The sequence below is a fragment of the Actinoplanes sp. NBRC 103695 genome (genome assembly GCF_030269485.1).
Taxonomy (GTDB): Bacteria; Actinomycetota; Actinomycetes; order Mycobacteriales; family Micromonosporaceae; genus Actinoplanes.
In genome coordinates this window covers 15385-40412 of the sequence record NZ_BSTL01000041.1, presented here as the reverse complement: position 1 = coordinate 40412, position 25028 = coordinate 15385, and the positions used below count along the sequence as shown (strand labels likewise).

Genomic DNA, 25028 nt, shown 5'->3' with positions numbered 1-25028 from the left:
GCTTCGCGAACGTCTGGACGGGCCCGAGGTCATCGTGCGCGGTGGCGGCCGGGGCGTCGGTGTGCGCGACGGCGGCATTCAGCCCGGGAAACTCGCCGACCGCTTCGGGCGGGTGGCCACCGATCTGCGGGTGTCGCTCACCGACCGGTGCAACCTGCGCTGCACCTACTGCATGCCCGAGGAGGGGCTGGCCTGGCTGCCGAAAGAGCAGCAGCTCAGCGACGACGAGGTCAGCCGCCTGGTCCGGATCGCGGTGGAGCGGCTCGGGGTGACCGAGGTGCGCTTCACCGGTGGGGAGCCGCTGATCCGCCGCGGCCTGGTCGAGATCGTGCGTGCGGCGGCGGCGCTCGAGCCGCGCCCGCGGCTGTCGGTCACCACGAACGGGATCGGCCTCGAGCGCACGGCCGAGGCCCTGCGCGACGCCGGCCTCGACCGGGTCAACGTCTCGCTCGACACCCTGGACCCGGTCCGCTTCGAGGCCCTGACCAGGCGCAATCGGCACGCGGACGTGCTCGCCGGGTTGTCCGCGGCGGCGCGCGCGGGGCTCACTCCCGTGAAGATCAATACGGTGCTGATGCAGGACGTGAACGATGACGAGGCGCCCGCACTCCTGCGCTTCGCGCTTGATCACGGGTACGAACTCCGCTTCATCGAGCAGATGCCGCTGGACGCCCAGCACCAGTGGGACCGGCACACCATGGTCACCGCCGAGCACATCCTGGCGGCGCTGGCCGAGTTCGATCTGAGGCCCGACGAGGTTTCACGTGGAACGGCGCCGGCCGAGACCTGGATCGTCCCTGGATACAAGGCCCTCGATGGCGGACCCGCTCGCGTCGGCGTCATCGCCAGCGTGACCAGGCCCTTCTGTGGCGACTGCGACCGCACCCGCCTGACCGCCGACGGCCAGATCCGCAACTGCCTCTTCGCCACCGACGAGTCCGACCTGCGCGCCCTGCTCCGCTCCGGTGCCCCGGACGAGGCCATCGCCACCTCCTGGCAGAACGCCATGCTCCCCAAACGTCCCGGCCATGGCATCGACAACCCGGCCTTCCTTCAGCCGTCGCGGCCGATGTCCGCCATCGGCGGCTGACCCGGTGCGGGCAGCCGGCGCAGGGCGCGGACGGCGTGGCGCAGCCGGCGCAGGGCGGGAACGGCGTGGCGCAGCCGGCGCAGAGCGGGGACAGCGTGGCGCGGCCGGCGCACGGCCGGGACGGCGTGGCGCAGCCGGCGCACGTTCCAACCTGGGCACGCGCTCTATGAGGTCCCGCGCCGGCGCTCACCGGGGTTGCACGGCGGTGTGATGAGGTTGGTGCGATGGTGACGGGACACGATCTTCCTGGGAGGGCGCGACGATGCTGACGGTCCGCTACTTCGCCGGCGCCCGCGCGGCCGCGGGCGGCCTGTCCGCCGAAGAGGCGCCCGCCACGACCCTCAACGACCTGATCAGCGTCCTGACCGCCCGCCACGGCGAACGCCTGGCGCTGGTCCTGAAGGCCGCAAGCTTCCTGGTCGACGGCCTGACCTGCCACAACCCGGAAGCCGCCCTCCCCGACCGGGCCACGGTCGACGTCCTCCCGCCGTTCGCCGGCGGCTGACCCGGACGCCCACGCTCCGGCCCCGGGCACACGCAGATCACCGGCACGCCGCACGCTCGGACCCGAGCACCGCGCACTTGGCGGCGTCCTTGGCCGCGGCGGCGTCGATGTCCGGGTTCCGCTCGCGCTATTACGTGACGGGCCCGGCTCGAAAGGCTGTGAAGATCCTGAGGTCCGGGATCGATTTCGCCGGTCCTGCTGGAAGATGGACAGACTGCCGCCTCGGGTGCGGCTTGGCTGGGAGTTGACGGGTGATCGGGTTCGTCGGGGTTGTCCTGCTCGTGGTGGTGGGGATCCACCTCTACCTGTGGAAGCGCCTCGTCCGCGATCCGCTGCGGCCGGGCGCCGGGCGGAAGGCCGCCGGCTTCGTCATGCTCGCGCTGGGCCTCCTGGTCCCGGCGACGCTGATCCTGGTGCGGGCCGGATACGTCAAGTGGCTCGCCTGGCCGGGGTATCTGTGGCTGGCGCTGATGTTCTACCTGCTGGTCACCCTGGTCGTGCTGGAGATTCCGCGGCTCGTCATCAACGTGGTCTGGCGGGTGCTCGGGCGCCGCGATCGTGAGCCCGCGACAGTGCACGCCGCGCACTCCACCGGCCTGGGCTCAGGCCCCGCCCCTTCCGAGCGGACACAGACCGACCAGACAAAGGCCGAGCCAGCGCAGACCGACCAGACAAAGGCCGAGCCGGCACAGACCGACCAGGCAAAGGCCGAGCCGGCACGCACCGACCAGGACAGCACGGCAGCCTCGGAAGCGACCGACGAGGAAACGCCGACCGAGCAGCCGAACGACATGAAGGAACGGCCGGGAATCGAGCGGCGGCTGCTGCTGGCTCGCGGCGCCGCGATCTTCGCCGGTCTCACCGCCGCGTCCGTGACCGGCTACGGGGTCCGGACCGCTCTGGGCGGCCCGCAGCTCGACCGGGTCCAGATTCCGCTCGCCCGCCTCCCCCGAACCATGGACGGCACCCGGCTGGCCGTGGTCTCCGACATCCACCTCGGCCCGCTGACCGGCGCCCGGCACATGGGTCGCATCGTCGAGATGATCAACTCGGTGGACGCCGACGTGGTGTGCATCGTCGGCGACATGGTGGACGGGACGGTGGCCGAGCTCGGCCGCTACGCCGCGCCTTTGGCGGACATCCGGTCGCGGCAGGGCGCCTACTTCGTCACCGGCAATCACGAGTACTACTCGGGCTTCCAGCAGTGGGTCGACGAGGTCGACCGGCTGGGGGTGCGGCCGCTGCGCAACGAGCGGCTGGAGATCGTCACCCGTGGGGGTGCCTTCGACCTGGCTGGTGTGAACGATCTCGGCGGGACCGCGTTCGGGGACGGGCCGAACTTCGAGACGGCACTGGGCGACCGCGACCCGGCGAAGCCGGTCGTGCTGATGGCCCACCAGCCCGTCGTCGCGAGGGACGCGGCGCCGTACGGCGTCGACCTTCAGGTGTCCGGCCATACTCACGGCGGTCAGATGGTTCCGTTCAACTACCTGGTCAAACTCCAGCAGCCGGTGGTTTCGGGCTACGGCGAGGTGGACGGCGTCCCGGTCTATGTGACCAACGGCGCAGGGTTCTGGGGGCCGCCGGTCCGGGTCGGCGCGCCGCCGCAGGTCACCCTGGTCGAGCTCAAAGCGGTCTGACGCGGCACATCAAGATCCGTAATTGGCTTTGAGCGTGGCGGCGCGCCGGGCCGAAAGCCGACGTGACAGGATGCAGCGCGTGCCCTCGGACAGCGAAGGGTCCTCGCCCGCCGAGGTGGCCCACGCATATGTCGCGGACCTGCACATTCATTCGCGGTTCTCACGCGCGTGCAGCCGCGACCTGACGCTGCCCAACCTTGCCTTCTGGGCTCGCCGCAAGGGCATCGCGCTGCTGGGCACCGGCGATTTCACGCACCCGGCCTGGTTCGACCATCTCAAGGAGAGCCTTGAGCCGGCCGAGTACGGGCTTTACCGGCTGGGTGACGAGTCCGAGGTCGTCAAGAGGCTGCCGGGCGCCCTGCAAGGCTCGGCCCAGGCCCGCTTCATGCTCAGCGTCGAGATCTCCACGATCTACAAGCGCGACGACCGTACGCGCAAGGTCCACCACCTGGTCTACCTGCCCGACTTCGAGGCCGCCGCCCGCTTCAACGCCGCGCTCGGCCGGATCGGCAACCTGACCGCGGACGGCCGCCCGATCCTCGGCCTCGACTCCCGCAACCTGCTGGAGATCGTGCTGGAGTCCAGCCCGGACGGCTATCTGGTCCCCGCGCACATCTGGACGCCGTGGTTCTCCGCCCTCGGCTCCAAGTCGGGCTTCGACGCGATCGCCGACTGCTACGCCGACCTGGCCGATCACATCACCGCGGTGGAGACGGGCCTCTCCTCGGACCCGGAGATGAACTGGCGGGTCTCCAGCCTGGACCGCTACCGGCTGGTGTCCAACTCGGACGCCCACTCGCCGGCCGCGCTGGCGCGCGAGGCAACCCTTTTCACGGGTACGCCCGACTACCTCGCCGTCAAGAACGGCCACGGCCTCGCCGGCACGATCGAGTTCTTCCCCGAGGAGGGCAAGTACCACGCCGACGGCCACCGGGCCTGCGGCGTGACCTGGGAGCCTGCTCGCACCAGGGCGAACGCCGGCCGCTGCCCCGAGTGCGGCAAGCCGCTGACCGTCGGGGTGCTCAGCCGGGTCGAGGATCTCGCCGACCGGCCCGAGCCCCAGGCGCGCCCGTACCGAACCGAGCATCTGATCCAGCTGCACGAGATCCTCGGCGAGATCAACGGCGTCGGCCCCAAGTCGAAGACGGTGGAGTCCCAGCTCAACCATCTGGTCGCCACGCTCGGCTCGGAGCTGGACATCCTGCGCAGGGTCCCGGTGGACGCGATCGGCCAGGCCGGCGGCGAGAACCTGCGCGAGGCGATCACCCGGTTGCGCGCCGGGCAGGTCCGCCGGGTCGCCGGGTACGACGGCGAGTACGGCGTGATCACCCTGTTCGAGCCGGGCGAGTTGCGTGGCAGCGCGCCGCAGGTGGAGACGCTGTTCGACATGCCGGCGGTGCCGCAGCAGCGGAAGGCCGAGCCGCCGAAGGTGAAGGCGACCGCCCCCAAGGTCAAGGAGCCGAAGAAGAAGGCACCACCGATCGCGCCGCCGCCGTCACCGCACGAGCCGTTCGAGCCGATGCTCGCCGGCATGGAGGAGGTCGGCACCGGCCTGCTGGATCGACTGGACGCGATGCAGCGGGTGGCGGCCTCCGCGCCGGGCGGCCCGCTGCTGATCGTGGCCGGCCCGGGCACCGGCAAGACCCGTACGCTCACGCACCGGATCGCCTATCTCTGCGCCGAGCTGGGCGTCTTCCCGGAGCGCTGCCTGGCGATCACGTTCACCCGGCGGGCCGCCGAGGAGCTGCGCGAACGCCTGGACGCCCTGCTCGGTGACGCCGGCGAGGACATCACTGTGGGCACGTTCCACTCGCTGGGCCTGACCATTCTGAAGGAGAACGCGAAGCTCGCCGGCCTGCCCACGAAGTGGCGGATCGCCGACGACGCCGAGCGCACCGAGGCCCGTGAGCAGGCCGGCGACGACGACATGGCGTACCGGAAACTGCTCCGCCAGCAGGACCTGGTCGACCTGGACGACCTGATCACGCTGCCGGTGAAGCTGCTCGGCGACGAGCCGGCGCTGGTCGAGAAGTACCGCCGGCGCTGGCAGTGGATCTTCGTGGACGAGTACCAGGACGTCGACGAGCACCAGTACGAGCTGCTCCGGCTGCTCAGCCCGGCGGACGGCAACCTGTGCGCGATCGGCGACCCGGACCAGGCGATCTACAGCTTCCGTGGCGCCGACGTGAAGTACTTCCTGCGCTTCAACGAGGACTTCACCGACGCGCGGCTGGTCCGGCTGACCCGCAACTACCGGTCGGCGGCGCCGATCCTGGCCGCGGCGGTGCAGGCGATCGCCCCGTCGACGCTGGTCAGCGGCCGGCGGCTGGACCCGGCCCGGCTGGACCCTGAGTCCCCGCTGGTTGGGCGATACTTCGCGGGCAGCGTCGCGGACGAGGCGGATTTCGTCGTGCGTACCGTCGATGAACTGGTCGGGGGGTTGTCGCACCGATCGCTGGACAGTGGGCGGGTGGATTCCCGGGCGATCGCCCCGGGCACGCTGTCCTTTTCGGACATCGCGGTGCTGTACCGGGCCGATTCCCAGTCGTCGCCGATCGTCGAGGCGTTGTCACGCGCGGGCGTCCCGGTGCAGAAACGGTCACACAACCGTCTGCGGGACCGGCCGGGCGTGCAGGTGATCGCCCGGGAGCTGCGACACGCGGACGCGCCGGCCGGGTCGCTGCCGACGCGGGTGAAGCTGTCCGCCCAGGTGCTGGCCCAGCGGTACGCGGCGCCGACGCTGGACGCCGAGCAGCTGGCGCCGGACGACATCTGGGCGGCCGCCGAGCTGCTCATGCCGCTGGCCCACCGGATCGGCGACGACCTGTCCCGGTTCCTGCAGGAGATCGCGACCGGCGCCGAGGTGGACGCGCTGGACCCGCGGGCCGAGGCGGTGAACCTGCTGACCCTGCACGCGGCGAAGGGCCTGGAGTTCCCGGTGGTCTTCCTGGTCGGCTGCGAGGACGGGCTGCTGCCGATGCGCTGGCCGGGCTCGACGCCGGACGACGAGGAGGTGGCCGAGGAGCGGCGGCTGTTCTTCGTCGGGCTGACCCGTGCGCAGGACAGGCTCTACCTCAGTCACGCCGCCCGCCGGTTCCGTCACGGCAGCGAGCGCGATCAGTCGCCGACGCCGTTCCTGGACGCGATCGACACCGGCCTCTTCGAGCGTTTGGGTGACGCGGTCCCCGCCCGGCCGAAGGACCGCCAGCTGAGGCTCATATAAGGGCGGCGATCGCACCTCCGACCAGCGCCGGACCGAACGGCAGCGGGTCGCGACGTCCGAGTCGCCGCGTGGCCACCAGCGCCACTGCCGTCGGCCCGATGATCAACGGCGGCAGAGCGAGGCCCAGGAGTACGGTGTCCCAGCCCTGGACACCGAGCCCGAAGGCAAGCACCGCCGCCAGCTTCACATCCCCGAACCCGAGCCCGTCGCCGGGCAGCAGGGCCAGCACGAAGTACAGGGAAAACACCAGAATGGAAGCCGCGAGACCGCGCCGAAGCTCCGCCGCCGGCCGTCCGAGAGCAGGCACGACCAGCGTCACGGCCAGCAGGGACACCAGCCGGTCGGGCAGCCGGCCGGTTCGCAGGTCGGCGCGGGCCAGCAGCAGGCCGACCACCAGGGCGGGGAGAAGGGGCACGGCCGAGACCGTAGCGAGCCGCGGCGGTACTCCGGTGGGCCCTGTGGACAACGACGGTCAATTAGCCGACAGACGAGGCGATTTGGGGCGCTTGTCGCTCAAGTGTTGCCTGGTCGGCGCGATTCCGGGATCTGCCGAGCGGTATGCCCACGCTACGGTGGCGTACAGCGAAAACGCGCCCTGGAGGAAACGCTGATGACGCAGAACGGTCCGTTCCCCGGCCCGCCGTCGCAGCCGTGGTCCAACCGGGGCTCGTCCGACGAGCCGTACACCGAACCGGCCGACCCGTGGGGTGACCACCCGACGGCGAACGCGCCCAACGGCGGCTGGGGTCACCACCCGACGTCGGTTCCTCCGGCGGCCGATACCGGCTTCTCGACCGTGGGCCCGCAGCCCAACTTCGCCGCGCCGCCTCCTCAGCCGGCGTGGGGCCACCAGCCGACCCAGCAGCCGCGCAAGCGGAACACCCCGATCGTGGCGCTGGTCATCGTGCTCGGCCTGCTGATCTGCGGCGGCCTGGGCACGACGGCGTGGCTGCTCTCCGGCCGCGGTGATGACGACGCGCGCGGCGTGACTCCGGCGCCGAGCGCGACCTCCACGGCCGACGAGATCACCGACCCGCAGCCGCGCAGCAGCGAGGACGCCCGGTTCGTGAGCAAGGGGCAGTGCGTCCGCAACGAGGGGACAGCGGCCAAGCCGGAGATGAAGATCGTCGCCTGCGCTAGCGGCACGTTCGAGGTGCTCAAACGGGTGGACGGCCGCACGTCGGGCGAGTCCGACGCGGAGTCCAAGTGCAATCGCGTTCCGGAGTACACGAAGTGGTACTTCTACGACAGCGAGCTGGACAGCCTTGACTTCGTGCTGTGTCTCAAGGAGCGCTAGGCCTCAGGAGCGCTAGGCCGTTCTAGCCTTGTCTAGGGAAAAGGCTAGAGAGAGCAATACGGCTGCATAAGCCGCTCTACCTACATCTAGCGTTGAAGCTAGACGGCCCGATACTGTGCTACGCGTGGATCCCGTCCGGAACCCGTACGCTCCCGGCGCAGGTCAGCGGCCTCCCGAGCTGGCGGGCCGCGACCGCGAGTTGGACGCCTTCGACGTGGTGCTCGAGCGAGTGGCCCGCGGTCGCCCCGAGCGCAGCCTCGTCCTGACCGGCCTCCGCGGCGTCGGAAAGACCGTTCTGCTCAACACCCTGCGCTCGTCGGCGATCGGCCGGCTCTGGGGCACCGGCAAGATCGAGGCCCGGCCGGACCAGTCACTGCGCCGCCCGGTCTCCGCCGCCCTGCACATGGCGATCCGCGAACTCGCCCCGCACCACCGCAACCCGGACCGGGTGGACGAGGTGCTGGGCGTGCTCAAGGCATTCGCGCTGCGGGCCAATCAGGCCGACGCCAAGCTGCGGGACCGCTGGTCACCGGGCATCGACGTGCCGCCGGCGCGGGGGCGGGCCGACTCCGGCGACATCGAGATCGACCTGGTCGAGCTGTTCACCGACGCCGCCTCGCTGGCCACCGACGTCGGTACCGGCATCGGCCTGTTCATCGACGAGATGCAGGACCTCGGCCCGGCCGACGTCTCCGCGCTCTGCGCCGCCTGCCACGAGCTGTCCCAGCTGGGCGCGCCGCTGATCGTGGTCGGTGCCGGGCTGCCTCATCTGCCCGCCGTGCTCTCCGCCGCCAAGTCGTACTCCGAGCGGCTCTTCCGCTACCAGCGCATCGACCGGCTCGACCGGATCGCCGCCGACCTGGCCCTGTGCGCGCCCGCCGCCCGCGAGGACGTCGACTACGAGGCCAAGGCCCTCGACCTGCTGTACGAGAAGTCCGGCGGCTACCCGTACTTCGTGCAGGCGTACGGGAAGGCGACCTGGGATCACGCCCCGCAGTCGCCGGTGACCGACGCCGACGTCCGGGTGGCCGCGCCGGAGGCGGAGGCCGAGCTGGCGGTGGGCTTCTTCGGCTCCCGGTTCGAGCGGGCCACCCCCGCGGAACGGGAGTACATGCGGGCGATGGCCCAGCTCGGCGGCGAGAAGGCCGACGACATGGACCACGCGGTCCCGACCTCGGACATCGCGGCCCAGCTCGGCCGCAAACCGGCCAGTCTGTCTCCCGCCCGGGACGCCCTGATCAAGAAGGGGCTGATCTACTCGGGCGAGCGCGGGACGGTCGCCTTCACCGTTCCACATTTCGGTCGCTACCTGCGCACGCAACCGTGATACGCGGGTATACAGAGGTATATGAAGCCCGTACGCACCGCAGCTCGCGTCATGCTCTCGGCGATCTTCGTGTCCAGCGGCATCCGGTTGCTGCTCGATCCGGACAGCCGCGCGGAGGCAGCCGGCCCGGTGACCAACCGGGTCGGGCCCTGGATCGAGAAGGTCGACCCGCGACTGCCCAGTGACACCCGCACCCTGCTCCGGATCAAGGCGGGCGCGGACGTGGTCGCCGGGGTCCTGCTCGCCACCGGCAACCTGACCCGCCCGGCCGCCGGGGTGCTCGCCGCCGGCCTGGTGCCGACCACGCTCACCGGCCACCAGTTCTGGGCCGTGCCCAAGGAGGAGCGGGCGGGCCAGCGCGCCCAGTTCCTGAAAAACCTCGGCCTGCTCGGCGGTCTGCTGCTGGCCGCGGCGGACACCGAGGGGCGCCCCGGCCTGAAATATCGCACCACCCACGCGGTCGACCGCTCGCAGCGCAGCATGAAGCGCGCCGTGCGCACCGCGCGTCGTGAGGCGAAGATCGCCGCCATGTCCGCAGGTGTCGGCCGCAAGCTGGGGTGACCTTCCCGCACCCCCGGCGTTGAATCCTTCGGGGCCGTGAAACCGGTCGAAGCGTTCTAAGGTGGGCCCCGGCGGAAACCGGGGGTGCCATGCGGGCGGTGGCGGGGCGAGCGCGCGGGTTGCGGCCCACGCGACGATCCATCGTGGTCGGTCTGGGCGCGGCGGTTGCGCTCGTCGCGGTCACGATCCTGATGCAGCGGTACGCCCTGAGCGGGCTGACCGTGGATCGAGCGGCGATCCGGGGCTGGCTGATCGGCGACGGGCTGTACTCCTACCGCGATCCGGTCAGCCTGCTCGGCACCGCGATCTCCCCGGCGGGCGCCGTGGCGATGATCCCGCTCGCCCTGCTGCCGGTCGGCCTGGGTGGCTGGGTGCTCGCCCTCGCCGGGCTGGCGGCGCTCACCCTCGCCCTGCTCGCGATCACGGGCCCGCTGGCGCGACGGTACGCGCGCCCCGCGTACCCGATCGTGCTTGTCGCTCTGCTGCTCGCGCTCGCCGCCGAACCGGTCCGGGCCGCCCTCGGCCGCGGCACCTGGGACCTGGTGATCTTCGGCCTGATCGTGGCCGACCTGGTCGCGCTGCGGCGCAGCGCCTGGGCACGCAGCCGGCGGATCTGGTGGCCCGGCCGCGCCTCGGGGACACCGCGCGGGCCGCTGGGCACCTTCTGGGCGAGCGGCGGCTGGGCGGGCGTCGGCATCGGGCTGGCGACCGCGCTGACCGTCGGACCGGCCCTGTTCATCCTCTACCTGGCCGTCACCCGGCAGTGGCGGGCCGCCGTGACCGCGCTGGTCACGGCCGCGACCGTGGCGGCCGGCACTCTCCTGGCCGCACCCCGCGAGACGGCGGCGTGGTTCGGCGAGGTCCTGTGGCGCCTCGACCGCACCGGCGGCGTCGGCCAGACCGGCAACCAGTCGCTGGCCGGCGTGCTGGCCCGCCTGTACGACTCGGCCACCACGCCGATCCTGCTGTGGCTGTCGTTCGCTCTGCTGCTGGTGGCGGTGGGCTTCATCCGGGCCCGGTCGGCACACCTGGACGGCGACGAGATCACCGCGTTCACGCTGATCGGCCTGACCGGGGCGATCGTCGGGCCGGTGACCCTCACGCACGAGCTGATCTGGGTGCTGCCGGCGGTGCTGCTGCTCGCGGCCGCGGGTGCCGGCTGCCGCTGGGAGTCGGTGCGGCCGCGGCCCGGGCTGGGCGGCCGGTTCCCCGGGCTGGGCTGGTTCACCGCCGCCACGTGCGCCTACCTGCTGTTCCTGGCAGCTCCGATCTGGACGGTGGACGACGCGTTCGTGCGCAACGCGTACGCCATCGCCCTGATCCTGATCTTGAATGTCCTGCCCTGGAGCCCGGGCGTGGCGCCGGCCTTCCCGATCGACCGCTGGCTGGAGAAACGCCGCCGGACGATCCAGACCTGAACCCCGGCCGGCCGGGGTGACCGCTCACCGTGGTTGCCGCTACTCACGACTCTGGCCGGACGCACAGTGGTAGAACCCGTCGCGAGTGGTAGGACCGGGACGTCAGTGGTAGGTCCGGGACGTCAGTGGTAGGTCCGGGACGTCAGTGGTAGGTCCGGGACGTCAGTGGTAGGTCCGGGACGTCAGTGGTAGGTCCGGGCGGCATACAAGGCCGATATGCCGCCCTGGGCTACCACTCGCCTGTCCAGCTACCACCGTGAGCGGCGGTTGGCCTCGACTCGGCTACGGGCAGTTGACCCACTCGTCGGAGCCGTCGGTGAAGACCTGGCGTTTCCAGATCGGCAGGCGGGCCTTGGCCTCGTCGACCAGGCGGGCGCAAGCGGCGAACGCGGCCGCGCGGTGGGCCGTGCTGACCGCCGCGACCAGGGCCACGTCGCCGATCTTGAGGGTGCCGACGCGGTGCGAGACGGCCACCGCGAAGACGTCCGGGTCGGCGGCGATCTCGGTGGCGACCTCGCGCAGGATGGCCTCGGCGGTGGGGTGACCCTCGTACTCCAGAAGGGTGACACCGCGGCCGTGATCGTGGTCGCGCACGACACCCTGGAACGAGACGACCGCCCCGGCCCGCACGTCGGCCACCGCGGCCTCGTGCTCGGCGAGATCAAGCGGCACATCAACGACCCGCACAATCGTGACGACTGCCGGCGCGGTCATCGGCGTTCTCCGGCCAGCAGGGGCAACGGCAGGAAGGGGAGCAGGTCGCCGGCCGCGGCCTCGGTGCCGGGGCGGACCACCAGGAAGCCGTGCGCGTTGGCCAGCCCGCGCAGCATCGCCGAGCCGACGTGGCCGACCGGGGTCGCCGACCGACCGGTCCGGTCCAGCCGGGCCAGCGCGAGGTGGGTGTCCGTGCCGCGGCCCTTCACCGGGCCGGTGGTGATCACCGACGGCAGCTCGGCCGGCGGGCGACCGGCCAGCCCGGCGAGCAGCGGCTGCACCAGTGAGACCAGGGCGATCACCGCGGACTGCGGGTTGCCGGGCAGGCCGGCCAGGAAGCGGTGCCGGCCGTCGGGGCCGGGCACCCGGGCCAGCAGCATCGGGAAGCCGGGGCGGACGGCCACGGTGTTCACCACGTAGTCGGCGCCGAGCTCGGCCAGCGCGGGATGCAGGTGGTCGACCGGACCGTGCATGGTGCCGCCGGTGGTGCAGACCAGCTCGGCGGTCTCGAACGCGGCGCGGATCGCGGCGACGTGCGCCTCCAGCGTGTCCTCGACCGGGCCGGCCACCTCGGCCGTGGTGATCGCCGCGCCACAGCGGCGCAGCCAGCCGGGCATCTGCGGGCCGAGCGAGTCGCGGACCCGGCCATCGCCGGGCGGGCCGTTGACCAGCAGCTCGTCGCCGAAGACCCGGAGGGCCGCGCGCGGCAGCGGGCTGACCGTGAGCGACTCGTACCCGCAGGTGGCCGCGACGCCGATCACGGCCGGGTCGATCGAGGTGCCGACCGGCAGCAACTCCTCGCCCTTGGTCGCCTCCTCGCCGGGCAGCCGCCACTCGGGCGCCGGCCGCGGTGTCCCACCGACTAGTCCGTCCGGGTCGCGGGTGGACTCCTCGATGCGGATCAGCGCGTCCGCGCCGCCGGGGACCATGGCGCCGGTGGCGATCTCGACGCACGTGCCGGACTCGGACAGTGGCTCGGGGGTGCTCCCGGCCAGCACGCGGCCGATCGGCCGCCACGGCGCCGGGCCGCGCACGGCCCAGCCGTCGATGCTGGAGGTGGGGAAGGCCGGGAGGTCGGTGAGGGCGAGCAGGGGCTCCGCGAGGGTACGCCCGTCCGCCGCGTCCAGCGGGACGACCTCGGCCGGTCCTGCCGCCGCGCGACCCGCCTCGTAGGCCAGCCGCCGAGCGGTCTCCCAATCCACAGCGCTCACATTCCCGACCTTACTGCTTCGGCGCTTCGACACTGCCGCGACTGCTTCGGCGCTTCGACACCGTCGCGTCAGTGGTCGCCGCCGCGGATCTGGTCGACTGTATGCCGAAGGATCGGCCCCAGCACCGCGAGCCCGTCCTTGGCTCCGCCGGTCGAGCCGGGCAGGTTGACGATCAGCGTGCGGCCGGCCACCCCGGCGAGCCCCCGGGAGAGCGCTGCCGTGGGCACCTTGTCGCGGCTGTGCGCACGGATCGCCTCGGCGATGCCCGGGATCTCGAAGTCCAGCAGGCCGCGGGTCGCCTCGGGGGTGCGGTCGGTCGGCGTGACGCCGGTGCCGCCGCTGGTCAGCACCACGTCGACGCCGTCCGCGACGGCCGCTCGCAGGGCCTCGGCGACCGGGTCGCCGTCGGGCACCACGACCGGCTCGTCCGGCACCTCGCAGCCCAGGTCGCGCAGGCCGGCCACGAGCCGCGGGCCGCTGGTGTCGGCGTAGACGCCCGCCGCGGCACGGTTGGAGGCGACGATCACCCGGGCCCTCACGCGCGGTCCTCCGGGCGTACCCAATGTCCGGTCTTGCCGCCCTCCTTGCGCACCACCCGCACCGCCTCGATGCTGGCCGCGGGGTCGACGGCCTTGACCATGTCGATCAGGGTGAGGCCGGCGACGGCGACCGCGGTCAGCGCCTCCATCTCGACGCCGGTGCGGTCGGCCGTCTTCGCCGCCGCGGTGATCTCCACGCCGCTGTCGGTGAGTTCGAGGTCGACGGTCACGCCGGTGAGGGCGATCGGGTGGCAGAGCGGGACGAGGTCGGGGGTCCGCTTCGCGCCCATGATCCCGGCGATCCGGGCCACGGCCAGCGCGTCTCCCTTCGGCAATCCGTCACCGCGCAGCAGCGAGACGACTTCGGGAGTGGTGACGAGGCGGCCGGCGGCGACCGCGCGGCGGCTGCTCACGGACTTGGCCGACACGTCAACCATGCGGGCAGCGCCCGTCTCGTCGACGTGAGTCAGCAGGGATTCGTCGGGCATAACGGGAGTTTATCGCCCATCGGGCAGTATCCGGTTAGCAAATCCCGCGCGGAGGACGCACAATTCCTCTACGGCGAATTTCGACGCCTCTCCGCTGGTCAGCGGCGTGCCGCTCCGCTGATAACTACACATCAGTCGATATTGATTGTCAATCCTTTGGGTTATCAGAAAAATACTGTCCGCTATTCGGGTACTACGGCCAAAACGACCCTCTACATTGCCGTGGGTTCTTGATTCAAAACATTCTGTGACGCTCAAGCGAAGGATTCTCGCATTCTGCGCATAGCGACATGAATGCCTACCAAAGCCTCAGCTATTCCCATAACGTTCGGTGTGTCGCGACACGGTCACATACAAAGCGTTCCGGCAGAGCTCGCGAAGGCTCGCCGGGACCGCCAGGGGGTTAGGAGAAGCGCCATGCGCGGTTCTGAGTGGGGCTGAAGGTAGATGCGCAGAGGCCACCTACCGCAATACGCTGTTGACGGATCGGGTTCTCTCTTCCGATCCACAGCGCGGAGGGGGCCCGTGACCCGCGAAACAAGCTTCAACGACGACGTAGCTGACAAGCGGCTTTCGCTGCTGGTCAGCTTCGTCGTCGTTGCGGGCGGGGTCGCGTTACTGACGGCGCTCATCGCGGCCTGGGCCGCACCCGCCGGGCGACCTTCCGCACTCGTCTCCGCCGGGATCATCGGCGCGATCGCGGTCGGCAGCCGCACCCAGTGGCGGGCACGCATTCGATCGCACACCCGCGGCATCTCCTGGCCCGAGGTGGGCGTGCTGGTCGGGCTGGCCGTGCTGTCACCGGCCTGGGTCGTCTTGTGCACCTGCGCGGCGGTGTCGATCGCCAAGTTCACCACCCGGCTCGCGCCGCAGAAAGCGGCGTACGGCGTCGCCAAGGACGTGCTGGCGGCGACCGCGGCCGGCCTGGTCTACTCGCTCTTTCCCACGACGCCCGACACCGACCATCCGGCTCTCCAGTTCAGCGCGCTCGCGGCGGCCGCCCTCGCCATGTGGCTGGTGGACGAGTCGCTGATCGTCCCGGTGATCGCGCTGGCCACCCGGATCAGCCTGTGGGACTCGCTGCGCGCCGAGTGGGACATGCGCGTCCTCGGCACGGTCGCCCGCTACGTCGTGGCCACCCTGGTGGTCGGCATCCTCTCGCTGGGCGGCGACGCCCGCCTCCTGCTGCTGGTCCTTCCGATCGTGGTGTGCGTGCACCTGTGGCAGACCGCGCAGATCCGCAACCGCGAGGAACGGCAGTCCTGGCAGCGTCTCGCCGAGACCACCGACGAGCTCAACGTGGTCGAGCTCACCGCGGTGCTCGAGGCGGCGGTGACCCGGTCCGCCCAGCTGTTCTCGGTCGACGAGGTGGACATCGAGGTACTCGTCGACGAGTCCCGGCGGCTGGTCCGCGGCACCACGGCGGGCGTGGTCTACGACGGGCCGCCCGCCGAGGCAACACCCCGCGGTGGCTCCGAGATCGTCCGGCAACTGGCCGGCCACGACGAGAGCAACCCGGTCGGCGAGCTGCGGCTGCGGCTCAACCGCTCGGTCGACCTCACCGCCTCGGAGACGTACAAGCTGAAGACCTTCGCCTCGGCGCTCTACACGGCGATCCGCAACGCCACCGCGTACGCCGAGCTGGAGCGGATCTCGCGCGAGCACGCGTACGACGCGGCGCACGATCCGCTGACCGGCCTGGCCAATCGCCGCGAGCTGCTCGACCAGGCCGACCGGATGTTCCGGGACCGCCCCGAGGAGGGCATGCTCGCGCTGCTGCTGATCGACCTCAACCACTTCAAGGAGGTCAACGACACGCTCGGGCACTCGGCCGGTGACCAGGTGCTGCGCGAGGTGGCGATCCGGCTGGAGAGCGCGGCCCGGCCGGACGACCTGGTGGCCCGGCTCGGCGGTGACGAGTTCGCGGTGCTGCTCACCGGCCTGCCCTCGCCCGCGATCGCCAAGCACCGGGCCGAGACGCTGCTCGCCGCGCTGGAGCAGACCATCGAGGTGGACGGCATGCGGCTGACCGTCGAGGCGTGCGGCGGCATCGCGCTGGCACCCGGCTCGGGCGGCGTCACCGAGCTGCTCCGCCGCGCCGACGTGGCCATGTACCAGGCGAAACGCTCCGGCCGGCGCACGGTCGACTACGCGCACTCTCGCGACACCGCGGACGTCGGCCGGCTCATGCTCGGCGGCGAGGTCCGCCGGGCGCTGGAGTCACTGGAGTTCTTCGTCGACTTCCAGCCCATCGTCGACCTGGGCAGCGGCGAGGTGGTGGCAGCCGAGGCGCTCGCCCGCTGGCACCACCCCGAGCACGGCGACCTCACCCCGATGCAGTTCCTGGAGACCATCGAGCGTTCCGGCAAGCTGCCCGCCTTCGCCGACGCGGTCCTCAACCAGTCGCTGGCCGCGGCCGGGACGTGGCGGGAGGCCGGCTTCGACCTGCCGGTCGCGGTCAACGTCTCGCCGCGCAGCCTGCTCGACCCGGACTTCCCCGAGGCGGTGCGCGCCCAGCTCCGCGCCAACGGGGTGCCGTCCGACCGGCTGGTGCTCGAACTCGCCGAGACGCTGACCATCAGTCAGCTCGAGGTGGTCGCGCGGGCGCTCGCCGAGTTGCGCGATGCGGGCGTACGCCTGGTGCTGGACGACTTCGGCGCGGGCGTGTCACCGCTGTCCGTGCTGTCCCGGATTCCCGTGCACCAGTTGAAGATCGGGCGCGAGTTCGTCAGCGCGGTGGAGACCTCCGACGAGGCGGCGGCGGTGATCCGGTCCACCGTGGACCTGGCTCGTAGCCTGCACCTGACGGTGATCGCCGACGGCGTGGAGAGCGAACCGCAACGGGCCGCGCTCTGGGAGCTCGGCTGCATCGCCGGCCAGGGACACCTCTTCGCCCGCCCGATGCGGGCCGGCCGGATGCTCGCCGCGCTCCAGCGTGGCACCGGCGGCCGGCCGGGCGTGCTGGCCGGCGCCCTGCACGACGCCGGGTCGGTGATCCGGTTGCCGCGCCGCAGGCCTCCGGGCCCGCACCGGTCGTCTCTGCCACACTTGCCCGCGTGATCGCCCGACTGCGCCCGCCTTCGCTCATCAGCGCCGGCGAGGCGGCGGCGTGATCGCCCGACTGCTCACCCGTGCCGACGAGGCCGCGGGCGGGCGGGCCCTGGACGCGGCCCTCTACGGCCTGGCCGGGCTGTTCGCCCTGATCACGGCGTTGAGTTCGACCCTGTTGCCGCATCGGGCCTGGGGATCGGTGGCGGCCTGGGGTTACCTGGCCGCGCTGCTCGTCACGCCGTTCGTCAACCGCCTGCTGCTCACCTGGGCGACCTTCGCGGCGGTCTCCTTGCTGCCGTTGATCATCCAGGCGGTGCAGCGCGCGGGCGGGCGCCTCGACCGCGCGCAGGAAGAAGTCTCCGTCGTCGAGGAGATGGGCCGTGGCCTGGCGTCGACCGGCTCGCCGTACCTCGGCCGGGCCGGCATCGCGGCGCTCCCCGCTCAAGATCAGCTGGATGCCTATCACCCCTACCAGCCGGGGATGGCCGTCTTCGGGCTGCCCCGCGCCTGGCTCGGCGAGCACTGGTACACGGACTCCCGCGTGTGGTTCGCCGTGGTCACGGTCGCCGCCGTGGCGTGGGCCGCGTCGCTGGCCGCGCCCTCGGACCGCGTTGTGCGCGCCGTCCAGGCGGCGACGATCTTCCCGGTGTGCGCGCTGACGCTCGCCACCGGCGGCGACGACCTGCCGGTACTCGCCCTCTGCCTGCTCGCGATCGCCTTCTGCGCACGGGACCGGCCGGGCGCGGCGGGCCTCGCCGTCGGTGCGGCGGCGGCGCTCAAGCTGTTCGCGTTCCCGGTCGTGATCGTGCTGGCGGTACTGGCCGTCGTGACCGGACGGTGGCGTCGCTTCCTGCCCGGCGCGATCGGTCTGCCGGTGCTGGTCCTGATCCCGCCGCTGCTCACCGACGCGGACGCCTTCGTGGAGAACGTGATCCGCTTCCCGCTCGGCCACGGCCTGGTGGCCAGCCCCGCGCAGTCGCCGTTCCCCGGCTACCTGATCGCGTCCTCGGTTCCCGGCGGCCGATACGTCGCGTCGGCCCTGCTGGTTCTCGCCGGACTCGCGATCGCCGCGCTGCTCCTGCGGCGTCCGCCACGCACGGCCGCGTCGGCGGCGCTCTTCTGCGGGTACGGCCTGCTGGTCGCGATCCTCCTCATGCCCACCACGCGTTTCGGCTATCTGCTCTACCCGATCGCGTTCCTCGTCTGGGCGGCGGCACTCAGCAGACCCACAGGTGCAACCGCCCCGCGAGGTGACGCGGCCTTGTACCGTCAGTGAATGCAGATGACCTGCCCCAAGTGTCACGGTGATATGCGCAACTACGAGCGCAGCGGCGTCACCATCGACCAGTGCACGGAGTGCCGCGGCATCTTCCTGGACCGCGGCGAGCTGGAGAAACTCTTCGAGGCCGAGGCGAACTGGCAGCAGAAGAACGCCGGCCCGGCCGCCCCGCCCCGCCCGCAGCAGCCGGCCCCGGGCGGTGCGTACAGCCCGCCGCCCCCGCCGCCCGGTGGTGGATACGCGGCCCCGCCGCCCCCGCCGCCGCACGGCCAGCCCGCCTACGGTCAGCCCGGTTACGGCCAGCCCGGTTACGGTCAGCCGGCCTACGGCCAGCCCGCCTACGGCCACGCGGCACACGGCGGTCACCACGGGCACTACCGCCAGCGCGGTCACCACGGCCACTACAAGCGTCGCAAGGGTTTCCTCGGCGAGCTCTTCGACTGACCTTTCTGTTCACCACGTGCCGTCGTCCTGGACCCGGGCCGCGGGGCCGTCGCCCATCACGAGATCCGTCATCGCCTCGTCGATGGTTTCCCCGATCAGCCACTCGCCGCCCTGGTCCAGGGCGAAGACCCGGCCGCGCTCGTCCACGGCCACGATCGAGTCGCCGTCCTCCTCGGTCGCGAACGGGAACAGCGCCGCCCCGATCACCTCGGCGAAATCGGCCAGCACGGTCGCGGTGTGCACCGCGATCCGCATGTCGAACTGGAACAGCCGCACCCGATGCCGTACGCCGGGCATCCGCCGCTTGGCCACCATCACCGGGAAGTCCACGAGCAGCCGCCGCGCCTCCGGGAAGCCGCGATGCCCGTGCTGCTCGGCCAACGCGATCTTCTGATCGGCCAGCGCCTCCCGGCCGACCTGCCCGATCAGCGGCTTCCACCCGCATCCGGCCAGCCGGCGTGCCACCTCGTCCGGGAAGCGGTCCGGCTCGGCGGGTTCCGCGTCGTACCAGGGCGGGCCCCACACCGGCACGTCCTCCCACGAGGTGACGCCGAACCCGGCCAGCCCGGTCGCGCAGGTGTCACAGGGCACCGCCCGGGCGCCGGCCGACGGATCGCCCTGCTCGCGTACCCGGAACGCCTCGAAGAGCGACCCCCGCAGAACCTCGCGCGCGGTCTCCAGGGTGAGCTGCTCGTCGCTCGCGTCCTCCGCCGCGTGCAGCGCGTCGGACAGCACGATCAGCTCGGCGTGCCGCTCACAGCCGCGCACCAGCTCGCCGTGCGGCGCCGCGGCCCGGAACATGCCCTCGATCAGCGGATGGTGGCGGATCTCCTGGTCGCCCTTGGCGCCGCGGGCCCGGAACACGCGGCCGTCCACGGTCAGGTGCGCGGCCGTGGTCGGGCTGTGCAGGCGACGCACCCCGCGCAGCAGTTCCACCGACGGGTCGACCGTGCGGCGCCGGGCGGACAGCGCCGGATGCTGCTCGCGGTACAGCTCGGCCAGCGTCTCCACGGGCACCGCCGGCCAGGTCGTGACCAGCCCCGAGTCGCGGTCGATCACGGTACGTCCGCCGTCACCCGGCTCCGGCGTCACCGCGTCCGGGTGACGGGTCCACACCACGTACCCGAGATCGAATTCGGACACGACCGGCGCGCACTCGTACCCCCGCCTCTCGGTCTCGAGCCGCGCCCAGCCGGCGGCGATCTCCTCGGCCTCAGCCAACGTGATCATGGAGCTCCTCCCGGCGACGTTCGCGCAGTGAAATTACCGGACCACGCAAGGTTGCGCTGGGCGGTACTGTGCGAACCCTGACTTCGCAAGCGGCAGGGGAGGGCCGGGGTGGCGGACACCGCTGACCGCGACGTCAATCAAGCGTTGCGGGCGCGCTTCGACGAGGTCGCCGGGCAGGTGCAGCGACTGCGCTCCGGCCTCGGTGACCTGCAGAAACAGATGGCGGCGCTGCGCGTGACCGCCACCTCGCGGGACGGCACCGTGACGGCGACCGTCGATGCGCGCGGCCACCTCGTCGACCTGGCTCTGCGCAAGTCGCCATCGGCGTCGATCATTGTCTCGACCGTGCAGGCGGCGACGACGCGGGCGCAGGAACAGGTGCGCGACCTGATGGCCGGCTACCTGCCGTCCTCCTCCCGGGCGATGCGGTACATGAAGGACGGCGACCTCGAAACGCTGCTGCGGGACCCCGATGTCTGATCATGTTTCGCTCGACGGGCCGGCGGTCGCCGCGGGCGGGCAGGCACTGTTCGCCGCCGGTCAGGCCCTCGGCGACCTCCTCGCCGACACTCGGACGACGCTGGTGCCGGCCACGGCCGCGCGGCCCTGGGGCGGCGACGAGATCGGTCGCGCCTTCGACAACGGCTACCGCCCCGCCGAACAGCAGGTCCTGGCGGCCTTCGAGGCCATGGCCAGGCAGGTGCGAGCGCTGGGCGAGCAGGTCCAGGCCGTCGTCGCCGAGGCACAGACCACAGATCTCCAGGCTTCGGTACGGGTGACCCGGGCGTACGAGGACCCTGCGTGAGCGTGCTGCCGAGCCCGATCCCGCATCCGCTCGAGTTCAGCCCGTGGGACCTGCCCGGCTGGGCGTACGAGGCGCTCGAATGGGTGGTCGGCTTCGACTGGCCCGACGGCAACGAGGCCACCACCTGGGACGTCGCCGACCGCTGGTTCTTGTTGGCGGAATCGCTCGCCGCCCCCTCCGCGGACGCGGACGCCGCGGCCGGTCGGATCCTGGGCGGCTACTCCGGGGCGGGCGCCGACGCCTTCGAGGGGGCCTGGCAGGGCGTACCCCTGGAATCTCTGATCGAGGTGGCGGAAGAACTCGGCAAAATGGTCGAGGAGTGCGGCTGCGACATCGAGGGCGCCAAGATCGAGGCGTGGATCGAGCTCGGCCTCTTCGTCATCGAGCTGATCGGCATGGCGGTAGCGGTCGCCGCGACCCTCGGCGCGGCATCGCCGGCGGCGGGCGGCCTGATCGCGGCCACCCGGCTGATCATCCAGCAGATCTTCCGCCGCCTGGTCGAACAGCTCAGCCGGAAGGCGTTGCGCCAGGCCGGTTCCCGGGCCGTCAAGCAACTGTCGACCCGGGCCGGGCGGATGGCGCTGGCCCGCGGGGCGCTGCACGAAGGCTTGGACGAGGCTCGCGAGGAGTTCGCGACCAACGCGCTGATCCAGGGGTATCAGAACACCACCGGGCGCCGTGCCGGGGTTGACGTTGCTGACCTGGGGCTTTCGACCGCGGCCGGGTTCGGTGGCGGGTTCGCTTCCGGCGGCGCGCATGTCGGCGCCGGGCACGGCCGGCACGGCATCCTGCGGGGCGCGGCCGGTGAGGTTCTGGGCGAGTTCGGCGGTGCTGCCGTCACCGGTGACCTGCCTGATCTTGAGAGCGTGGCCAAGTCGGCGTCGTCGGGTGGGGTCGGGTCGGCCTTGTCGGGTGAGGTCGGGTCGGCCTTGTCGGGGCCGTCCACACCGGACATCTCGGGCCTGAAGATCCCGTCAGCGGGCGTGGACCCGTCGCCTCTCAGCGTGGCCGGTCTGAGCTCCCCGGTCTCCGCTGACTTCCCGGCCGCGCCAGACTCCTCAGGTTCATCGAGTCCCGGCCATACCGGACCGACTCCGCATTCCACTGGTTCGGATCCCGGAGGCTTGGGCGCTCTGGACCCCGACCCCTCCTCCGCGGCCTCTAAACCGACGTCCGATCTTGCAGCCAGTGGTCGCTCCGACATTCCGACTATTTCCGGTGCCGCTGAAGATCACGGTGCGGGGTCCTCTTTGGCCAGCAGCTCACCGGCAGGCAACCCCTCGGCGGACCCGGCCTCGAGGCCAGCTATTTCCGGCATACAGCCTTCGCCCTCACCGTCGGCGACGGCGCCGTCTGCTGCGATTCCATCGGCTCAGTCCCCGATCGCCCCTGCGGGCCTTCCCACCCCGGGACCGTCCACCGCCGAGCCGTCCGGCAGCCGACCCGGCCCGCACCCGATCCCCGATCCCGGCCAGGCGCCCCGCAACGACCAGCCGCAGCCTGGTGCCGCGCCCCCTCCTTCGCGCCCCGCCCCGCCGCCGTCAGCCTCTCTCGACGCGCCACCTGCGGATACGGCACCCCCGCGCGCCCGCCCGCACCCCGATACGACGCCTGCCGTCCGCCCCTCTCCGCCCTTTGACGCCACCTCGACTGTCCGGCCGCCACCGCCGTCGCCGCCGTCACCGCCGTCGCCGCCGTCACCTCCGCCGCCACCGCCGTCGCCCGACGCGCCGCCACGAAGCCGGACCTCGCCGCCTGTCAGTCCCCCGTCCCACGAGGGATCGTCGGATCTGGACCTGATCGCGGCAGCCTTGGGTCCGGGTGCGCCGGCCGCGCCGCCACGAGAGCGCACGTCCACGCGCCCACCCCAAGATCAACAGCAGATCGATGCGTACGTCGGATATCTGCGCGATTCCCGCAGGTCTTTCGAGGCCGACCGCCGCGAGCGTGACGCCCGCGCCCTCCACGACGAGTCGGAAGGCTGGGCCACGTCGGCGGGCCGGCTGACACGGGAGGCAGCCGACGCCCGGGTGCAGGGCTTCACCATGCGCGCCGACCAGCTCAGAGCTTCGGCGCGCACGGCGACTTCCCGCTCGGAGACCCTGTCGGCCCAGGCCACCTTGGTCGCATCGGGTGACGCCCGCCCGCCGAGGACCCGGGTGGAGTTCGAAGCCTGGACCCGCCTGAACGACGACGTCGGCGCTTTGACAACGGGTGGCGTGGACACCGACAGCAGGTCCCGGGTCACCGACGACGACATCCCGGCCCCGGTGGAGCGAAGCCGCCGCTACGACATGCCGGGCGGTTTGCGGCGCCCTCTGGCCGTACACCAGAAAGAGCTGGAACGAGCCGTCCCGAAGGACCACAACAATCGCCCGCTCCGCCGCCCCGACCCGCGCGAGGGCCGGTGGTTCGGCTTGGCCAACGACGGCGGCCCCGAGGCCGACGCGACCCGCGGCATCAACTGCGTGGACGGCGTCCTGTCCTTGTTCGACACTTACGTCCACGGCCGCCCCCGGGTGTCAGCCCCCAGAACCTTCGACTCTTACGCGGTGGGCGACCCCATGCGCCCGCTGGGCCCCGAAACGGCCGGCAGATCCCGCATAGAGGACACCATCCAGGGCGGTTTCGTCGACCTGACTCCGCCAGGCCCACCCACCGGGCAAACGGTCGACAGGGCTTTGAAAAACCTGTCCCACCAGCTCTTGTCCTTGGAACATGGCGCGTTCGCGTTCATCATCACCCAGTCCTCCGGAGGCGACGCCCACGCCTGGGCAGCCGTCAACCACGGCGGCACGGTCCTCTTCCTGGACCCCCAAACCAGAAGAATCTCAGAGGACATCCCCCTCTACACCCACACAGGTTTCCCGGGTCCATCCAATGTGGTGTCGGTGAGCGCCCTGCTGACCAACCCCGAGGGCGAGTACTCAACAATCCCGTCCCACCTCTCACCCCGCACTTCCAACGCCCCCGACCCCGAGGGTTGGCCCTTCTTCGACCGGGCACGTGCTGCCGAGCGTCGAGCCCTTCAATCCTTGCCCGAGACCGTTCGCGCAACGCTGCAGTCAGACAACGTGACTTGCCAGGGCGTCGCCGACCGGACCTTGTCGGAATTGCGAACGATCGTGAGCGATCTGAATCCGGATGGCAACTCAGAGGGACCTCGATTGTTCGGCACCGAACACCGCGTAAAGACTCCGGAGTCGATCGCTCGTACGATCGCACCCGATGTCAGAGCTGGATCGATAGACATTCCCCAAACGCTCGGAGGAATGAAGGATCGCGTGCGGTTCACTGTTCAGTTGAGCGAAGCAAACTATGTCGAGTCCTTGACGGATGTTCTCGATCTGCTCCACGAGCGAGGATACGAGGTCACCCGGAAAGTGAGCTTCTGGGGACCGGGAGGTCGCCATAACGGGCTCAATGTCTCTGTGACCGACCGGACCGGAATGAAGATCGAGATTCAGTTCCCGACGGAGTCGTCCAGGAAGATCAATGGCCGGACTCACAAGTATTACGAGACTATCCGTCAGAAGGACTTCGACATCGCCAAGAAGGTCCGTGCATTCCTGAAGATGGTGGCAATCAACAAGCGAGCCGGCATGAATGATCGCCAGCCGCCGGGAGTCGAGTCGATCCAGGTCGACAAGACCGTCGACAGCTCGTTTGCCGAGTGGCTGAAGGATATTCCCGACCAGTGGGAGTTGTATAACGCGAAGCTCGCGTCCAAGGGTAAGACCTTCGACTCCGTTCTTTCTCGATACGGTCTAGACTGGTCCGATCTTTCAGCGCAAGGTGGGCGAATTGATTGACCTGGGTTTCAGATATCTCGCACTTCGGGCAAACGGAGCGTCGTCCCCGCCGTCGAGCGTGATCGCCTATCTCAATGCCGAGGGACCGATGCAGGCAGTCATGTGGAACGCCCTTGATAAGGCATGGAGATTCGACCCGGACGCTGCTACGGCGTTCCTCTTCGACGAAAACCTCCTGGACCAGCGGGAAAGAATCGACCGCGCGCGCGCCGAGCAGGTCGCACGGGACGATCTGCATAACCAGCTGCCGACCGAAGAAGAGCTACGACGGATCTGTGCCGCGGGGCTGGGCGCCTGGATGGAAGAGGAAGACCTCAGCGCGGAGTTCGAAGACGACGACGAGGACTTCGCGGACGGGGTTTGGCAGCCCGAGGACGACGAACCGTCCTCGTAG

The 25028-nt window shown here is 71.1% G+C and carries 22 protein-coding genes; 15 read left to right on the top strand and 7 right to left on the bottom strand.

What is annotated here, in order from left to right; all coding sequences use genetic code 11:
* The first annotated feature begins 61 nt into the window (after positions 1-61).
* The gene (gene moaA / locus QSK31_RS43395; protein ID WP_285690875.1) at positions 62-1090 is read left to right on the top strand and encodes a GTP 3',8-cyclase MoaA; all 1029 of its coding nucleotides are present in this window, start codon (positions 62-64) and stop codon (positions 1088-1090) included.
* On the opposite strand, the gene QSK31_RS43390 is transcribed toward moaA, so the two are convergent.
* Positions 1054-1233 carry a hypothetical protein gene (locus QSK31_RS43390; RefSeq protein WP_285690845.1) on the bottom strand — a complete coding sequence of 60 codons (180 nt, stop codon included), beginning with the start codon at positions 1231-1233 and terminating at the stop codon, positions 1054-1056. The two genes, moaA and QSK31_RS43390, sit on opposite strands and share 37 nt — an antisense overlap.
* Positions 1234-1352: 119 nt before the next feature.
* On the opposite strand from QSK31_RS43390, the gene QSK31_RS43385 reads away from it, so the two are divergent.
* From QSK31_RS43385 to QSK31_RS43375, 3 genes are all read left to right on the top strand, one after another.
* Positions 1353-1595 carry a MoaD/ThiS family protein gene (locus QSK31_RS43385; RefSeq protein ID WP_285690844.1) on the top strand — a complete coding sequence of 81 codons (243 nt, stop codon included), beginning with the start codon at positions 1353-1355 and terminating at the stop codon, positions 1593-1595.
* Between the two features lie 275 nt (positions 1596-1870).
* Complete coding sequence (locus QSK31_RS43380; RefSeq protein ID WP_502873106.1) at positions 1871-3235, top strand: metallophosphoesterase; 1365 nt, start codon at positions 1871-1873, stop codon at positions 3233-3235.
* 70 nt (positions 3236-3305) lie between these two features.
* On the top strand, positions 3306-6458 hold the full coding sequence (locus QSK31_RS43375; protein WP_285690842.1) for a UvrD-helicase domain-containing protein: 3153 nt from the start codon (positions 3306-3308) through the stop codon (positions 6456-6458).
* On the opposite strand, the gene QSK31_RS43370 is transcribed toward QSK31_RS43375, so the two are convergent.
* Positions 6451-6873 (bottom strand): prepilin peptidase, encoded by a 423-nt coding sequence (locus tag QSK31_RS43370; RefSeq protein WP_285690841.1) that lies wholly within the window; start codon positions 6871-6873, stop codon positions 6451-6453. The genes QSK31_RS43375 and QSK31_RS43370 overlap by 8 nt on opposite strands.
* Before the next feature lie 195 nt (positions 6874-7068).
* Here QSK31_RS43370 and QSK31_RS43365 point away from each other — a divergent pair, with 195 nt between their 5' ends.
* The 4 genes from QSK31_RS43365 to QSK31_RS43350 all read left to right on the top strand — a co-directional run bounded on the left by QSK31_RS43365 (position 7069) and on the right by QSK31_RS43350 (position 11061).
* The gene (locus tag QSK31_RS43365) at positions 7069-7755 is read left to right on the top strand and encodes an LppU/SCO3897 family protein (protein ID WP_285690840.1); all 687 of its coding nucleotides are present in this window, start codon (positions 7069-7071) and stop codon (positions 7753-7755) included.
* A gap of 124 nt (positions 7756-7879) precedes the next feature.
* Positions 7880-9082: an ATP-binding protein gene (locus QSK31_RS43360; RefSeq protein WP_285690839.1), complete on the top strand. Its 1203-nt coding sequence runs from the start codon at positions 7880-7882 to the stop codon at positions 9080-9082.
* A 21-nt stretch (positions 9083-9103) separates the two neighbouring features.
* Positions 9104-9643 (top strand): DoxX family protein, encoded by a 540-nt coding sequence (locus tag QSK31_RS43355; protein WP_285690838.1) that lies wholly within the window; start codon positions 9104-9106, stop codon positions 9641-9643.
* Between the two features lie 98 nt (positions 9644-9741).
* Positions 9742-11061, top strand: a complete 1320-nt coding sequence (locus QSK31_RS43350) for a glycosyltransferase 87 family protein (protein WP_285690837.1) — start codon at positions 9742-9744, stop codon at positions 11059-11061.
* 282 nt (positions 11062-11343) lie between these two features.
* Here the strand turns inward: QSK31_RS43350 and QSK31_RS43345 are convergent, their stop codons facing one another.
* The 4 genes from QSK31_RS43345 to moaC form a co-directional block, all read right to left on the bottom strand.
* On the bottom strand, positions 11344-11775 hold the full coding sequence (locus tag QSK31_RS43345; RefSeq protein ID WP_285690835.1) for a molybdenum cofactor biosynthesis protein MoaE: 432 nt from the start codon (positions 11773-11775) through the stop codon (positions 11344-11346).
* Positions 11772-12986 (bottom strand): molybdopterin molybdotransferase MoeA, encoded by a 1215-nt coding sequence (locus QSK31_RS43340; protein ID WP_285690834.1) that lies wholly within the window; start codon positions 12984-12986, stop codon positions 11772-11774. Before QSK31_RS43340 ends, QSK31_RS43345 begins: the two co-directional genes overlap by 4 nt.
* A 68-nt stretch (positions 12987-13054) precedes the next feature.
* Positions 13055-13549, bottom strand: a complete 495-nt coding sequence (locus QSK31_RS43335) for a MogA/MoaB family molybdenum cofactor biosynthesis protein (RefSeq protein ID WP_285690833.1) — start codon at positions 13547-13549, stop codon at positions 13055-13057.
* Positions 13522-14013, bottom strand: a complete 492-nt coding sequence (moaC, locus tag QSK31_RS43330; protein WP_285690832.1) for a cyclic pyranopterin monophosphate synthase MoaC — start codon at positions 14011-14013, stop codon at positions 13522-13524. The genes QSK31_RS43335 and moaC overlap by 28 nt, the downstream gene beginning before the upstream one ends.
* A 525-nt stretch (positions 14014-14538) precedes the next feature.
* On the opposite strand from moaC, the gene QSK31_RS43325 reads away from it, so the two are divergent.
* The 3 genes from QSK31_RS43325 to QSK31_RS43315 are packed head-to-tail and all read left to right on the top strand — an operon-like array spanning position 14539 to position 18787.
* Complete coding sequence (locus tag QSK31_RS43325) at positions 14539-17073, top strand: putative bifunctional diguanylate cyclase/phosphodiesterase (RefSeq protein WP_285690830.1); 2535 nt, start codon at positions 14539-14541, stop codon at positions 17071-17073.
* 52 nt (positions 17074-17125) lie between these two features.
* On the top strand, positions 17126-18340 hold the full coding sequence (locus QSK31_RS43320; protein ID WP_285690874.1) for a glycosyltransferase 87 family protein: 1215 nt from the start codon (positions 17126-17128) through the stop codon (positions 18338-18340).
* On the top strand, positions 18341-18787 hold the full coding sequence (locus tag QSK31_RS43315) for a TFIIB-type zinc ribbon-containing protein (protein ID WP_285690829.1): 447 nt from the start codon (positions 18341-18343) through the stop codon (positions 18785-18787).
* A gap of 9 nt (positions 18788-18796) precedes the next feature.
* Here QSK31_RS43315 and QSK31_RS43310 read toward each other — a convergent pair whose 3' ends face one another.
* Entirely contained in the window at positions 18797-20017 is a 1221-nt protein-coding gene (locus QSK31_RS43310; RefSeq protein ID WP_285690828.1) for an SUKH-3 domain-containing protein, read from the bottom strand.
* 108 nt (positions 20018-20125) lie between these two features.
* Between QSK31_RS43310 and QSK31_RS43305 the strand changes: the two genes are divergently transcribed.
* Genes QSK31_RS43305 through QSK31_RS43290 form a run of 4 tightly spaced genes read left to right on the top strand, consistent with a single transcriptional unit; the run spans position 20126 to position 25028 of the window.
* Positions 20126-20497: a YbaB/EbfC family nucleoid-associated protein gene (locus tag QSK31_RS43305; RefSeq protein ID WP_285690826.1), complete on the top strand. Its 372-nt coding sequence runs from the start codon at positions 20126-20128 to the stop codon at positions 20495-20497.
* Positions 20490-20822 carry a hypothetical protein gene (locus QSK31_RS43300; protein WP_285690825.1) on the top strand — a complete coding sequence of 111 codons (333 nt, stop codon included), beginning with the start codon at positions 20490-20492 and terminating at the stop codon, positions 20820-20822. The genes QSK31_RS43305 and QSK31_RS43300 overlap by 8 nt, the downstream gene beginning before the upstream one ends.
* A complete protein-coding gene (locus QSK31_RS43295; protein WP_285690824.1) occupies positions 20819-24634 on the top strand; it encodes a toxin glutamine deamidase domain-containing protein in 3816 nt (1271 codons plus the stop codon). The genes QSK31_RS43300 and QSK31_RS43295 overlap by 4 nt, the downstream gene beginning before the upstream one ends.
* Positions 24627-25028, top strand: a complete 402-nt coding sequence (locus QSK31_RS43290; protein WP_285690823.1) for a hypothetical protein — start codon at positions 24627-24629, stop codon at positions 25026-25028. Before QSK31_RS43295 ends, QSK31_RS43290 begins: the two co-directional genes overlap by 8 nt.